Annotated in this window: 7 protein-coding genes and 2 pseudogenes; 1 reads left to right on the top strand and 8 read right to left on the bottom strand. The window is 68.5% G+C overall.

Features of this window, described 5'->3' with window-relative positions:
• Window positions 1-65: 65 nt before the first annotated feature.
• The 6 genes and pseudogenes from ACFVJQ_RS27500 to ACFVJQ_RS27475 form a co-directional block, all read right to left on the bottom strand.
• A complete protein-coding gene (locus ACFVJQ_RS27500) occupies window positions 66-695 on the bottom strand; it encodes an MBL fold metallo-hydrolase (protein WP_385516289.1) in 630 nt (209 codons plus the stop codon).
• Window positions 695-1,780, bottom strand: a complete 1,086-nt coding sequence (locus tag ACFVJQ_RS27495) for an S-(hydroxymethyl)mycothiol dehydrogenase (RefSeq protein WP_385516288.1) — start codon at window positions 1,778-1,780, stop codon at window positions 695-697. The genes ACFVJQ_RS27500 and ACFVJQ_RS27495 overlap by 1 nt, the downstream gene beginning before the upstream one ends.
• A gap of 206 nt (window positions 1,781-1,986) precedes the next feature.
• On the bottom strand, window positions 1,987-3,738 hold the full coding sequence (locus ACFVJQ_RS27490; RefSeq protein WP_385787874.1) for a BCCT family transporter: 1,752 nt from the start codon (window positions 3,736-3,738) through the stop codon (window positions 1,987-1,989).
• Window positions 3,739-4,004: 266 nt separating this feature from the next.
• Window positions 4,005-4,776 (bottom strand): annotated as a pseudogene (locus ACFVJQ_RS27485) (chorismate-binding protein).
• Between the two features lie 5 nt (window positions 4,777-4,781).
• Complete coding sequence (locus tag ACFVJQ_RS27480) at window positions 4,782-7,097, bottom strand: FdhF/YdeP family oxidoreductase (protein WP_385787871.1); 2,316 nt, start codon at window positions 7,095-7,097, stop codon at window positions 4,782-4,784.
• A gap of 804 nt (window positions 7,098-7,901) precedes the next feature.
• Window positions 7,902-9,071, bottom strand: coding sequence for a PucR family transcriptional regulator (locus ACFVJQ_RS27475; RefSeq protein WP_385516310.1), 1,170 nt, complete (start codon window positions 9,069-9,071; stop codon window positions 7,902-7,904).
• 164 nt (window positions 9,072-9,235) lie between these two features.
• Here ACFVJQ_RS27475 and ACFVJQ_RS27470 point away from each other — a divergent pair, with 164 nt between their 5' ends.
• Complete coding sequence (locus ACFVJQ_RS27470; RefSeq protein ID WP_385787868.1) at window positions 9,236-10,759, top strand: long-chain fatty acid--CoA ligase; 1,524 nt, start codon at window positions 9,236-9,238, stop codon at window positions 10,757-10,759.
• Window positions 10,760-11,019: 260 nt separating this feature from the next.
• On the opposite strand, the gene ACFVJQ_RS27465 is transcribed toward ACFVJQ_RS27470, so the two are convergent.
• Entirely contained in the window at window positions 11,020-12,558 is a 1,539-nt protein-coding gene (locus ACFVJQ_RS27465; protein ID WP_385516284.1) for a ricin-type beta-trefoil lectin domain protein, read from the bottom strand.
• A gap of 512 nt (window positions 12,559-13,070) precedes the next feature.
• A pseudogene (locus ACFVJQ_RS27460) lies at window positions 13,071-13,166 on the bottom strand (carbohydrate ABC transporter permease); the annotation flags it as partial.
• Between the last annotated feature and the right edge of the window lie 1,096 nt (window positions 13,167-14,262).

The following is a 14,262-nucleotide window of genomic DNA, read 5'->3' as shown; positions in this document are numbered from 1 at the left end:
GCCCGCCGCATCGGCTCGCGATGGCAGCGAGCCGAGGGCGGGCGCGTGAGGGTCGCCGGTGGGCGTCAGAAACCGCGGTCGATCCACTCCTGGAGGTGCGGAGCCTCGGCGGCGACGGTCGTCGTCTCCCCGTGTCCGGTGCGCACGACGGTGTCGCCCGGCAGCGTCAGCAGCCGGTCCCGGATCGAGTCGATGATGGTCGGGAAGTGGCTGTACGACCTTCCTGTCGCCCCCGGCCCACCGGCGAACAGCGTGTCGCCACTGAAGAGGGCCGTCAGGGCCGGCGCATGCAGGCAGACCGCGCCGGGGGCGTGGCCGGGCGTGTGCAGCACGGTCAGCTCGATGCCGGCCACCGCAAGGGTCTGGCCGTCGGCCAGTTCGGCGTCCGGCGCCTTGTCGGGGTGGGTCTGCTTCCACAGCGGCAGGTCGTCCGGGTGGAGGAGGATCGGGGCACCCGTGCGCGCCGCGAGTTCGGGCGCGGCGTCGATGTGGTCGTTGTGTGCATGCGTGCACACGATGGCCCGCACGGTGCGCCCGCCGACGGCCTGGGCGATCGCGTCGGCGTCATGCGCGGCGTCGATGACGATCGCCTCGGTGTCGTCGCCGACGATCCACACGTTGTTGTCGACGTCCCAGGTGCCGCCGTCCAGGGAGAACGTCCCCGAGGTGACGAGGCGTTCGATGCGGGCGGTCATCAGAGGACCACCACCGAGCGCAGCACGTCACCGTGGTGCATCCGCTCGAAGGCCTTCTCGACCTCGTCCAGCGCGATGGTCTCGGTGACGAAGGCGTCCAGGTCCAGGCGGCCCTGCAGATACAGGTCGATGAGCATCGGGAAGTCCCTGCTCGGCAGGCAGTCGCCGTACCAGGAGGACTTCAGCGCGCCGCCGCGTCCGAAGACGTCCAGCAGCGGCAGTTCCAGCTTCATCTCCGGGGTCGGCACACCGACCAGGACGACCGTGCCGGCGAGGTCGCGGGCGTAGAACGCCTGCTTGTACGTCTCCGGGCGGCCGACCGCCTCGATGACGACGTCGGCGCCGAAGCCGCCGGTCAGTTCGCGGATCGCCTCGACCGCGTCGGCGTCCTTGGAGTTGACGGTGTGGGTCGCGCCTAGCTTCTTGGCCGTCTCCAGCTTGCGGTCGTCGATGTCCACCGCGATGACCTTCGCCGCGCCCGCCAGGTTCGACCCGGCGATCGCCGCGGCCCCGACACCGCCGCAGCCGATGACGGCGACCGAGTCGCCCCGTCCGACGTTCCCGGTGTTGATGGCCGCGCCGATACCGGCCATCACGCCACACCCCAGCAGACCGGCGGCGGCCGCCGACGCGGTCTGGTCGACCTTCGTGCACTGCCCGGCCGCGACCAGCGTCTTCTCCGCGAACGCACCGATGCCCAGTGCCGGCGAGAGCTCGGTGCCGTCGGTCAAGGTCATCTTCTGCTTCGCGTTGTGGGTGTTGAAGCAGTACCACGGCCGTCCGCGCAGACAGGCCCGGCACTGGCCGCACACCGCACGCCAGTTGAGGATGACGAAGTCTCCGGGGGCGACGTCGGTGACCCCCTCCCCCACCGACTCCACGACACCCGCGGCCTCGTGGCCCAGCAGGAACGGGAAGTCGTCGTTGATGCCGCCCTCGCGATAGTGCAGATCGGTGTGGCAGACCCCGCAGGCCTCGATCTTCACCAGCGCCTCACCCGGACCCGGGTCGGGCACGATGATCGTTTCCAGGCTGACGGGGGCTCCCTTGCCCCGCGCGACGACAGCACGGACCTGGTGCGTCATGGCCACTCCTCGGCTGGTCGAGACTTGAATCAGATGTTGCTCATTGCGGCACATATCTCATGTACCGCAACAAAGCATCGTGGAGTGCCGACCGGGGGTCAAGGAGCTCGACGGGGTTCCCTCAGTCGGCCAGGATCGCGGCGCAGCAGCGCGAACGCCCGGCGGGGTCGTGGTTCCACGACCCCCGGGCATGGATTCCTCCGGCCTCAGCGGGCGGAGGAGGATGTGGACTCCCTGGGCTGCTCGGGCTCCTTGGGCTCCGTGCCGTTGGTGGACGTGGCGGGTCCGATGCGGAGCTCGAAGTCGCCGTCGTACTTCTCATGGCCGGCGATGACGGCCGTTTCGATGGCTTCCTTGCATTCCCGCCCACGGATGATGAGCGGGTCGTGCCGCAGGTCGCGGGTGAGGGCGACACACAGCCCGACCATCACCACGGTGAAGGGGGCCGCCACGAGAATGGTGAGGTTCTGCAGTCCGGTGAGCGCGTCGCCCTTGCCGCCTCCGATGAGCAGCATGATCGCCGCGACCGCACCGGTCAGCACACCCCAGAACACCACCATGGCCCGGGTCGGCTCCAGGGATCCGCGCTGCGAGAGCGTCCCCATCACGATCGAGGCGGCGTCGGCGCCGGACACGAAGAAGATCCCGACGAGGATCATCACCACAATGCTCGTCACCGTGGCGATCGGGTACTGCTGGAGCACGTCGAAGAGCTGGCCCTGGGCTGTCGCGGCGTCGCTGAGGCGGCCTTCGTCCTGCAGATGCATCGCTGAGCCGCCGAGGATCGCGAACCACAGCAGGCTGACGGTGCTGGGTACCAGGATGACCCCGCCCACGAACTGCCGGATGGTCCGGCCGCGGCTGATGCGCGCGATGAACATGCCGACGAACGGCGTCCAGGAGATCCACCAGGCCCAGTAGAAGACCGTCCAGCCGGCCAGCCAGTCGGCGACTCCCTCACCGCTCGATGCCTCGGTACGTCCTGCCATCTGGGTCAGGTCGCCGAGGAAGGCGCCGATGGAGGTGGGCAGCAGGTCAAGGATGAAGATGGTCGGCCCGACGACGAACACGAAGACCGCCAGCGTCACCGCCAGCACCATGTTGATGTTGGACAGCCACTGGATGCCCTTGGCGATCCCGGACACCGCCGAGGCGACGAACGCCGCGGTCAGCACCGCGATCACGGCGACCAGCAGGCCGGTACCGACAGATCCCATCCATCCCAGTCCGGTGATGCCGCTGCCGATCTGCAGGGCGCCGAGCCCCAGAGAGGCCGCAGAGCCGAAGAGGGTGGCGAAAATGGCGAGGATGTCGATGACCCTGCCGCCCCAGCCGTTCGCCCGCTTCTCGCCGATCAGCGGGGTGAACACGGCGCTGATCAGCTGTCGGCGTCCGCGCCGGAAGGTGCTGTAGGCGATGGCAAGGCCGACGACCGCATACATCGCCCACGGGTGGAGCGTCCAGTGGAAGAGGGTGGTGGCCATGGCGGTCTCCATGGCCTGGGCGGCGTCGGCCGGGTCGGTGCCCGGCGGTGGCGTGGTGAAGTGGGACAGCGGTTCGCTCACGCCGTAGAACATCAGGCCGATGCCCATGCCCGCGCTGAACATCATGGCGATCCAGGAGACGGTGCGGAACTCGGGCTGCTCGCCCTCCCCGCCCAGGGTGATCCGCCCGTAACGGCTCATCGCCAGCCAGAGGGCGAAGACGACGAAGCCCGAAGCGGCGAGGACGAATGCCCAGCCGCCGTTTCGGATGGTCCCGTCCAGCAGCTTCCCGGACACGCTCTCCAGCGTGTCGGTCGCCGTGGCTCCCCACACGACGAAGGCGAGGGTGAGGACCGCGGCGACGCCGAAGACGACAAGGTCGGTCCGGGGACCGACGGATGCCGGCGGGCTTCCCGGCAGATCCGCCCCGACGGGATGGCTTCGGCTCCCGTTCCTTTCGCGGGTTTTGTTCATCAGCTCGTCCTTTCCGCAGACGGCGGTGCACTCTCTGTCGCGGACGACGGATGCGCGACCGAGCAAGAGGGGAATTCGTCGGTGATTCCGCCGTGCCCCATGGACACACCGGATCGGGTGGGAGATCGGCGAGGGAAGGGGAGGTGGAGCGGCTACCACCCGGATACCGTTGCGAATAATGCACGACTATTCACTATGAGCAACAACAATCTGACGCCTCAGAGAGGCTGTCAAGGGGCACGTCGAGGAGAGTTGCCCGACCGCGATCAACCGGTCAGCTGGTACGCAGCCGACGCCACCCCGAGCAGTCGGCGCGCCTTCAGCTCCGTCTCGGCCCACTCGCGCTCGGCATGGGAGTCCCAGGTGATTCCGGCCCCCGTCCCGAAGCGCAGTAACGGGCCTCCGGGAGCGGTGCGGTCGATCCAGAACGTGCGGATGCCGACCGCGAGTTCACCCGTGCCGCGGTCGGCGTCGACCCGGCCGATGCCACCGCAGTACGGGCCGCGGGGCGCGGTCTCCAGCGCCGCGATGATCCGCAGCGCGCTGGACTTGGGGGGCGCCCGTGACCGACGCGGGTGGGAAGGTTCCGGCCAGCAGCTCCGGCCATCCGGCGCCTTCGGCAAGCTCGCCACGCCTCGTGGACACCAGGTGCACCAAGCCGGAGTGTTCCTCGACCGCGCACACCTCGGGGACGGTCACGGAGCCGGTGGCGCAGACGCGTCCCAGGTCGTTGCGGACCAGGTCCACGATCATGACGTTCTCGACGTGGTCCTTTTCGAGGAGGTCCACGGCGGTCCGGCCGGTGCCCTTGATGGGGCCGGACTTCACCGTACGGCCGTCGCGGCGGAGGAAGAGCTCGGGCGAGGGCGTGGCGATCTCCACACCGTGCGCGGGAAGACGTCCCTCGAAGTCGGCGACCACGGCCCAGAAACCGGTGGAGTCCGGGGCAGCGGGATCACTGGTCACGTCCCGGAGGTCGGTGGCGACGAGGCCGCCGAAGCGGGCCAGAGGGGCGAGGCGGTGCTCGGCTCTGCTCATCGAAGTCAAGCACTCGCGTCCGCTCCGGCGAAGACCGGTTCCAACCGAACGACGATCGACTTCGACGTGGGGGTGTTGCTGATGGCTGCGGTGGAGTCCAGGGGTACCAGGACGTTGGTCTCGGGGAAGTAAGCGGCGCAGCATCCGCGGGGCGTCGGGTACGGCACCGCCCGGAAGGCCGGCGCCCTCCGCTCCACGCCGTCCCCGTACTCACTGACGATGTCGACGAGGTCCCCATCGGCCAGACCTCGCTCGGTGAGGTCGTCGGGGTGCAGGAAGAGGACCCGGCGGCCCTGGTGGATGCCGCGGTAGCGGTCGTCCAGGCCGTAGATGGTGGTGTTGTACTGATCGTGGGAGCGGAGCGTCTGCAGCAGCAGCCGGCCCGGCGGGACGTGGGGGCTCTCCAGCAGGTTGACGGTGAAGTTGGCCAGGCCGGTGGCGGTGGTGAACCGGCGCTCGTCGCGGGGCGGGTGGGGCAGGGCGAAGCCGCCCGGCTGCCGTACCCGGGCGTTGAAGTCCTCGAAGCCGGGGATCACGCGTTCGATGCGGTCGCGGATGCGGTCGTAATCCGACTCGAAGTCGTCCCACGGCACCTGCGGGCCTGCTTCCCCAAGGGCGGCCCGTGCCATCCGACAGATGATCGCGACCTCGCTCAGCAGGTGCTCGGACGCGGGGGCCAGCCGCCCCTGCGAGAGGTGCACCATGCCCATGGAGTCCTCCACCGTGACCGGTTGGGGGCCGGTCGGCCGCAGGTCGGCCTCGGTTCGGCCGAGACACGGGAGGATGAGTGCCTGCTCCCCGGCGATGACATGTGATCGATTGAGCTTGGTCGAGATCTGCACGGTGAGGCGGCACCTGCGCAACGCCTGCTCGGTCAGTTCGGTGTCGGGGGCCGCGGCGACGAAGTTGCCGCCCAGCGCGACGAAGACCCGTACGTCACCGTCGCGCATGGCGCGGATGCTGTCGACCGCGTCGTGCCCGTGGTGCCGCGGGGGTGTGAAGTCGAACTCGGCGCCAAGCCTGTCCAGGAACGCGTCGTCCGGCTTCTCGTAGATGCCCATCGTCCGGTCGCCCTGCACGTTGGAATGGCCGCGTACCGGGCAGAGGCCGGCGCCCGGGCGGCCGACGTTGCCGCGCAGCAGAAGAAAGTTGACGACGTCTCGGATGGTGGGTACCGAGTGGCGGTGCTGGGTGAGTCCCATCGCCCAGCAGACGACGATCTTCTCGGCGGCCAGCACCTGGCGGAACGCGGCCCGGATCTCTTCCTCGGACAGGCCCGTGGCTTTCAGGATGTCGTCCCACGACGCCTTGCGGGCGTGCTCGGCGAACTCCTGGAAGCCATGCGTGTACTGGTCGATGAAAGACGTGTCCAGGCAGGTGCCGGGTGCTTCGTCCTCCGCCTCCAGCAGCATGCGGTTGAAGGCCTGGAACAACGCCTGGTCTCCGCCCAGCCTGATCTGCAGGAACTGGTCCGCCAACCGCGTACCGCCACCGACGATGCCGGAGGGCCGCTGGGGGTTCTTGAACCGGAGCAGCCCGGCCTCGGGGAGGGGATTGACCGCGATGACGCGAGCGCCCCGACGCTTGGCCTGTTCCAGTGCGGAGAGCATGCGGGGGTGGTTGGTGCCGGGGTTCTGGCCGACGACGAGGATGAGGTCGGCCTCGTAGAGGTCGTCCAGGCTGACGCTGCCCTTGCCGATGCCGATGGTCTCCGTCAGGGCCGAACCGCTGGACTCGTGGCACATGTTGGAGCAGTCCGGCAGGTTGTTGGTGCCGAGCATCCGGACGAAGAGCTGATAGACGAACGCGGCCTCGTTGCTCGCCCGTCCGGAGGTGTAGAAGGCGGCCTGGTCCGGGTGATCGAGTGCGGCGAGTTCGCGGGCGATCACGGCGAACGCGTCGTCCCAGGAGATCGGTCGGTAGCGGTTGCTGTCGGCCGGGCGGTACATGGGGTGGGTGAGGCGTCCCTGCTGCCCGAGCCAGTAGTCGGTGTGGGGCAAGAGATCCTCGAGGGTGTGCTCGGCGAAGAAATCCGGGGTGACCCGGCGGAGGGTGGCCTCCTCGGCCACGGCCTTGGCCCCGTTCTCGCAGAACTCCGCTCGGTGCCGGTGTTCCGGCTCGGGCCAGGCGCAACCGGGGCAGTCGAAGCCCTCTTTCTGGTTGACCTGGAGAAGAGTGAGCATGCTGCGGCGGGCCCCCATCTGCTCGCCGGCGTGCCGGAGCGAGGAGGTGACCGCTGGGATGCCGGCGGCGTACTCCTTCGGGGGGCCGACCCGCAGACGGGCGTCGCCGGGATCCTCAGCAGGTGCCTTGCGAGTCATCTGAAGCGCTACTCCGCGGTGTAGGGGAATCAGAGCCATTCCATCGCCGGGCATCGCGGCCCGCCGTACGGGGAGCCGCCACCGGAGACCAGATCAGTTGCGAATTGCACAACAGTATCGTTATACGCAACGCGTCTAAGGAAGCCCGACTTGCGACCTCCTGTCAAGGCCGCTGCTCTGCCGATTCGAGGCCGGGCCCGGCCTGCGCGGTGACTCCCGGTCTCCCCAACAGCTGCGGATCAGGCGTCGGACGAGGAGGCAAGGGCCGGCCTGCTGCGCCCCCCGAAAAGGGTTACGGCGAAAGACGGCCGACCAGGGAAGATGCCGGTCAGCCGCCCTTCCTCGCACAGCCGGGACAGGCGCCCGCGTCAAGGGCACGGGATGCTGGATCAGAAGCGCCCCGGCGAGGACGGCCAGGAAATGATGGCGGTGATCGCTGTCAAAGATCGTCGGCGGACTGCTCTGGTCGCAGAGTCTCGTCCTGGCCGGGCACACCTGGCCCGCGCCTCATGCGTCGAATGATGCCGCCACCACTGCGGACTGATGGTGATCTTGGCGCCAAGTACCCCTGTTTTGTGCCAACTGAAGATCGTGATCGCAGCAGTGTGACCAGGATCGCTAGTTGGCACCAGGCAACGTTCATGCCCTGTGCTGATGCCAACCAGGTGTAGCGACTGAAGGTACGGAATCAGAGAGATAGTTGGCACTTTGGTACAGCGCAGGTCGCAAGGTGTACCAACGCTGGCGCGGCCCGAGGCACTGAGCATCACGACACGCCGTGTGCGGCAGCAGTACACAGCCGAGTTACTGAATGACGTCACTGAACGACGCGCTCGCCCGGCGTGCCGCCAGGAGCGCGACGCGGATGTCCGCCGCCGCCCGTGGATCGGACAGCGAGCGGGCCGTGAGCTCCTCGACGCGCCGCAGCCGGTAGCGGACGGTGTTGGGGTGGACGAACAGGCTGCGCGCCGCGTCCATGGCGGAGCCGGCGGCGGCGAACCAGTGCTCCATGGTCTCCAGGAGCCGGGCACGCTCGGCGGCCGGGAGATCGAGCAGGGGCTGGAGGACCACCTCCACCAGGTGCGCCGCCTCGGCCGGGGCGGCGGCAACCACCATCGCCAGCGGGTCGTCGTCGAACCGCGCGACGCCGGGGCCGGTGCCGGGGAGGCCGGCCAGAGCAAGACGGGCGAAGCGCAGAGCCTGTGGGGTGTCCCGCAGCGAGTGGAAGCACGGGCTGACGCCTACGCGGGCGCCCGCGCGGCGCAGGATGCGCAGGCAGGTGCCCTCCGCGGTCGCGGTGGGCAGGGCGGCCAGACCGATCTGCTGGTCGGGCAGCAGCCGCCAGGCGAAGCGGACCTGGGCCTGACGCAGCGCCGCTTCCGTCCCCGCCAGCGGCTCCTCGCCGGGGGCGTCGGCGGCAGCCGCTGCGACCACGTAGGGCCCGCGGTCGGGCAGTCCCAGCTCGCGGGCGGCCTCCCACAGCGTGCGGTCGGCGATGACGCCGGTGAACAGCGCCTCCACCAGGGCCGAGCGGCGGGCCTGACGCCGCAAGGTCAGTTCGGCGGTGGTCTCCCGGTAGGCCGCCGCCACCGCCTCCGCGTAGCGGCCGAACAGGGCCCAGATCTCCGCCGACTGGGAGACCAACTGGGCGTCGGTGACCTCGGGATGGGTGCGTGCCTCGGCGAGGATGTCCGTCCACAGGAGCTCGAAGCCGATCCGGTACGCGTGCAGGGTGTCCGCCAGCGGCACACCCTGCTCGGCGCGCAGGCGGCCGGTCTCCCGGGCCGGGCTCGGGTCCTGTGCGCCCGCGCGGCCGAGCTGGTCCAGGAGCAGGTCCGCGTTGGCGGTGCACGAGCGGCGCAGCGAGTCGAAGGGGATCAGCGCCTCGTCCTTGTAGGCGTCGACGTCCGAGCGGATGCGCTGCGCCATCCGCTCGCCCAGTTCCGGCAGCCTCGCATGCAGCGCCGAGACCACCCCTGAGAGGTTCATTCCCGCAGCGTAACGCCCCTGTTTTGTTCTCGGGAACAATCCGGGAGGCCAGACGCTGTCGTACCGCACATAGGCCGTCGCCACGGACATCTGCACGATGTCGTCAGCGTGAACGGCGGATTTCGACGGCGACTTTCGTGGAGGCGGTCATGGCCAATCTGGCTCAGTTCCTGGTGGAGACGGCACGGCGGCAGCCGGAACGCCCCGCCCTGCGACTGGGGGGCCAGGTCACCAGCTACGCGGAGCTCGACGAGCGCAGCGCCCGCGCCGCCGCGCTGCTGCGGGCCGAGGGCGTACGACCGGGAGACCGGGTCGCTCTGATGCTGCCCAACGTTCCCGAGTTCGTCGTCCTGTACTACGGCGTGCTGCGCGCCGGGGCGGTCGTCGTACCGATGAACCCGCTGCTGAAGACCCGGGAGACCGAGTACCACCTGCGCGACTCCGGCGCGGTGCTGCTCTTCGAGTGGCACCAGGCGCCGGGCGAGGGCGCGCAGGGCGCGGCCGCCGCCGGAGTGCGGCACATGGCCGTCGAGCCCGCAGCCTTCGCGGGCCTGCTGGCCGGTCACGAGCCGCTGGCGGAGGTGAGCGAGCCGGACGGTGAGGACGTGGCCGTGCTGCTGTACACCTCGGGCACCACCGGCCGTCCCAAGGGCGCCACGCTCACCCACACCGGGCTGCGGCACAACACCGAGGTCAACGCGGTGCATGTGCAGCAGATGACGGCGGAGGACGTGGTCGTGGGCTGTCTGCCGCTGTTCCACATCTTCGGCCAGATCTGCACGATGAGCGTGACCGTCCGCGCCGGTGCCTCGCTCACCCTGATCCCCCGCTTCGACTCGCAGACCGTGCTGGACGCCATCGCCCGCGACCGGGCGACGATCTTCGAGGGTGTGCCGACCATGTATGCGGCGCTGCTCCAGCACCCGTCGGAGGCGGACGTGTCCACGCTGCGCATGTGCGTCTCCGGCGGGGCCTCGCTGCCGGTGGAGATCCTGCACGGCTTCGAGCGTCGCTTCGGCTGCGTGGTGCTGGAGGGCTTCGGCATGTCCGAGACGAGTCCGGTGGTCACCTTCAACCACCCCGACCGGCCGCGCAAGGCCGGGTCCATCGGCACCCCGATCAAGGACGTGGAGGTGCGGCTCCTCGACGACAAGGGCCAGGACGTGGCCCAGGGCGAGATCGGCGAACTGGCCGTCCGCGGGCCGAACGTGATGAAGGGTTACTGGAACCGCCCCGAGGAGACGGCGGCCACCATCCCGGACGGCTGGCTGCGCAGCGGCGACCTCGCGCGCCAGGACGAGGACGGCTACCTGTACATCGTCGACCGCAAGAAGGACATGATCATCCGCGGCGGCTACAACGTCTACCCGCGCGAGATCGAGGAGGTCCTCCACGAGCACCCGGCCGTTGCGCTGGCCGCGGTGGTGGGCGTGGCCGACGCACATCTGGGCGAGGAGATCGCGGCCGCGGTGGTGCTGCGCCCGAAGGCGCAGGTCACGCCCGACGAGCTCCAGCAGTTCGTCAAGGAGCGCGTGGCGGCGTACAAGTACCCGCGCCAGGTGTGGCTCGTGGACACACTGCCCACGGGCCCCAGCGGCAAGATCCTTAAAAGGGAGATCACCGCGCCGACCCACCGGACGGGCTCTGTCACTTTGACCGACCCGGTGGGATGATCTTCTGGTTGATCAAGGTGGGAGGGGAGGGCAGCTCCCGGCTGCCCTTGAGGGACGTCGACACGTTCTTGCTCTGGGGCCATACGACCGGCTCGCTCGCACTCCCCCGCGTGCCGGGATGACTTGTAGCGCAGCGGCAATTCGTAGGACACACCGTGGGCGAATGAATCAGGGTGGTGCTCAGGGGCGCCCCGAGGGAGGCCGGTCGCGGCTCTCGGCGTCCGCGACCGGCCTACGGGCGTGCCCCGTGGGGATTTCCGCTAGCTGGTCTTCCACTTCTGGTTGTCGCCGCCCCAGCAGGACCAGAGCTGGACCTTGGAGGTGGCCAGGTCCTTGTCCAGGCACAGACCGGACTTCACTGAGCGGATCGTGCCGTCGGAGTAGAACATCCATTTCTGGTTGTTCTGCCCGTTGCAGTCGTAGGTGCCGACCTCGGTGGCGTTGCTCGTGCCTTCACGGTAGGCGTCCAGGCACTTCGTGCCGCCATAGACGGTGAGCTGTCCGGAGGGCGTCAGGGTCCACTGCTGGTTGGCGCCGCCCGAGCACTGGTCATAGACCTGGACCTGGACGTTGTCGTGGCTGACATAGGGGACGTCGAGGCAGCCGTTGCCGTCGGCGTTGCGCAGGATGCTCGTGTGTGAGCCGGGGTCGGCACCCCAGGCACGCTTGACGGCGTCGATACCGCTGATGTTGCGGATGCCCAGCGTCAGGTTGGCACCGCTGCCCTCGAGGTCGAAGAGCGAGTAGTAGTCGTGGTCGGGGTACTCCTGGTACTTGCCGCCGATGGCCGGCCAGTAGACCGCGCCCATGCCGAGTTCGTGGACGGTGTCGGTGTCGGCGCGCAGGTACCGCACGAAGTTGTCGGTGCTGTTGGCGTCGTTGTAGTCCTTGCCGGCGTCTGCCCCTGCGCCGCCCATCGGTGCGCCGAACTCGTCCAGGATGGTGCGCTTGGCACAGGTGCCGACCTTGCTCTTGAAGTCGGTGACCCACTCGCCATAGGTCCTCGCCGGCTTACCGAAGGCGTAGTGGTGCAGCGAGAGGTAGGTCCCGTCGAGGCGGGAGTCGGCGCACACGCTCGTGACGTAGTCGTTGTAGCCGGGTCCGCTCACGATGATCCGGTTCCCGGGGACCGACGGGTGGTCGGCGATCCACTTGGCGGCGATGTCCGCCCACTCGGTGGCACTGTGTCCATGGGGCTCGTTGAACGGCTCGAAGTAGACCAGGCCGTTGGACCCGTACTTGTCCGTCACGGCCTTCCACATCGACTTGAACGCATCCGCGTCGACGACCTTGCCGTTCCAGCCGGGCCCGTCCGGCTTCCCGTCGTTGTTCTTGTCCTCGCCGTCCCCTTCCCAGTAGGAGAGGATGACCTTGAAGCCCTTGGCTGTCGCGGCATCGATGGCGCCGGCGTACCTGTCGCCCCACGTCGTGCCCGGGACGGAGTGGCTGTTGATCGGCAGCCGTACGGTGTTGGCGCCGAGCGTGCTCCGGAACCCGCTGAGGATGGCGTTGGCCTTGACCTTGACGGCCTCGTAGCTGTCGGATTCGTTCAGCCCCTCGGGGACAACGGCGCCGTAGGTGAAGTTGTCCCCCACCCTGGCCCAGTTCACGCCTTGGAACTGGCCGGCGTCCAGCGTGGGCTCTTCGGCGGCGGCCGGTGATGCCCCTGACACGGCACTGATCGACACGGTGATCAGCCCGGCCAGCAGACCATCTGCCGCGCGGCGCAGGGAGCGGGTACCCGCGGGAGGGGGTGCAGTGGAGTGAGGACTGGGTCGGGTGCGCTGGTAGTTGAGCATGTCGTGTCCCTTCTGTGCTTGCGGCTCTGTACATACGGCTTTGTGCCGGCCGCCGATCGAAGTGGCGCGGACGGGCTCCGAGGCCGAGGGTCGACTTCGTTCGAGCCGTGGCAGCTGTCGGCTCAAGGTGAGTCCGCTGGAGTCGGCTTCGCCTGTGGTGCCCGCGTGGTGTGAAGTGGCGGAGACGCCGGTGTCCGAGTTGGCAGGCTGATCACGCAAATGTCGCAGAGACTGCGGAAGGTCCTTCATCAGCCCGGCCTCGGGCTCCTTCTTCGCTGTCTCCAGGAGTCGAGCCAGCAAGGCTTCGCCTGCCGAGCGGTCCATCTCATGGACTTGTTCGGACGGCGCCACGCGCGCCGCCGCTGCCTCTCGGCGTAGTCGTCCGCCACTCGCGGATGGGTGGATCGGTGCTGGGTACCGGAGGCAGGAGCGCGCAGCGAACAACTCCTGCCTCCGGCAGACTTGTGTGTTCGGTCCTCAACGGCTCGGACCGGCCTCTGACAACCGCTGAGTCAGCCCTTGTTGGCGCCGAGCGTCAGGCCGCTGACGAACTGCCGCTGGAGCACGAAGTAGACGATCAGCGTGGGGATCGCGGGCGCCCAGCCCCCGCGACAGCGCGCGGCGGTCGGGGCCGGGAGAGGAAAGACCGGAGGAAGAAAGTTGCATGACGACTCCTGGGGCAGAGCAGCGGGCCCTTGGGGTGCAGCCCACGAGGACACAACTTCAATCAGAAGCAAACGAGACCGAACGGCGCGCCCATGAGATCCGTTCGGCCTGCCGAACGTCAAGAGTCGTGCATCCGCTTCTTCTGACCCTTACGAAAACCGGTGAGCTGGAGAACTCGCTTTCCCTGGGCGGTCATTGATGGATTTCCGCAGGCCGGGAGTGATGGGCACGCTCCCATGGCGTGAATCCGCCTGCTGACACTCGCAGTCGCAGGGCCATCGAGCGACAGGGCGTCACAGGCGCGACTCCCGCACGCAGCTCCGAGAGCTTGGAAGAGACTTCCTCTAACCCCTTGCAGAAGCCCTGTGGAACTCCTAAGTTTCCGGGCGCAGCACCGTTGGAGCCATCTCATGTCGAGCCGTAAGCGCGGCAGCCGAACATCGGGCAGGGGTGTCAGCATGTCGGCGACGAAGAACCGGGAACGCCAATCACTCCCAAAACCGCCGCGAACCCGACCCACGGGCAACAACCTCAACAAGACTCGCACTCAGCCCTGCGAGCCAAGGAGGCGTCCGACTGCCGCAGCACGCACCCGACCTCGATGCTGCGTACCGGCCGCCCTGGAACGTTGCCGATCCACAGAAGAAGACGCGGGCAGTGAATGGACACGCTCCGAGCGGATCCGGGCAGCATCCTTGCCCCCGCCTCGGCTGAAAACCCCTCTGCCTCCAGAAATGCGCAAGTCGACATGGGCTCAACCGGCTCGGAACGCATGACGCACTCGCCTGGTCATGCGACTGAGAATGCCTGTAGAAAACCTACATAAAACGAACCTACCGGGCTCCGTCACCACCCAGCCGGAGCAGGAACTCGTGAGGGAGCCCACAAGCGGGTCGATAAGTGGCGCGCGGATGCCAAGAGGGCTATCGTCGAGAGGTAGAAAGACCGGTCTTCCTGCCTCTTGGGGACGGTCGCTCGGACTTCCTAGCCGGGCTGCCCCCAGGCCGGGACATGCCAGTAGGTCGCCGGTGCACGTCG

Origin of the sequence: Streptomyces sp. NPDC127197, from assembly GCF_042672405.1 — a bacterium.
In the GTDB taxonomy this organism is placed as follows: Bacteria; Actinomycetota; Actinomycetes; order Streptomycetales; family Streptomycetaceae; genus Streptomyces; species Streptomyces flavusporus.
This window is presented reverse-complemented; position numbering and strand designations above follow the sequence as displayed.